Origin of the sequence: Rhizobium sp. RHZ01, assembly GCF_014851595.1 — a bacterium.
Classification (GTDB): Bacteria; Pseudomonadota; Alphaproteobacteria; order Rhizobiales; family Rhizobiaceae; genus Rhizobium; species Rhizobium altiplani.
Genome location: NZ_JACUZZ010000144.1, coordinates 1 through 264, shown reverse-complemented (window position 1 = coordinate 264; position 264 = coordinate 1). Strand labels below are relative to the sequence as shown.

Annotated in this window: 1 protein-coding gene; it reads left to right on the top strand. The window is 64.8% G+C overall.

Annotation, left to right across the window (positions count from 1 at the left end; translation table 11 throughout):
- The coding region (locus IB248_RS31205) for a DUF2950 family protein (RefSeq protein ID WP_192242266.1) at window positions 1-264 on the top strand (264 nt) is incomplete at both ends.

The following is a 264-nucleotide window of genomic DNA, read 5'->3' as shown; positions in this document are numbered from 1 at the left end:
CGGCGCCGCAATTCGACGACCCGATTGCGGCGGTCGACAAGCTGAAGGCAGCGCTGTCGTCCGGCGACGTCGATGGTCTTGCTGCGCTGCTCGGCATCGACGCGGCCAAGCTAAAGGCCAACGAGGACGCCATGAATACCTACCGGCAAATCCGCGAGGGCGCCGCAAAGCAGGTGGTCGTGGAGGACCGGGACGGCAAGAAGATCGTCGAGATCGGCGACAAGCTTTGGCCGCTCCCCTTCCCGCTCGCGAAACGTGGTGATG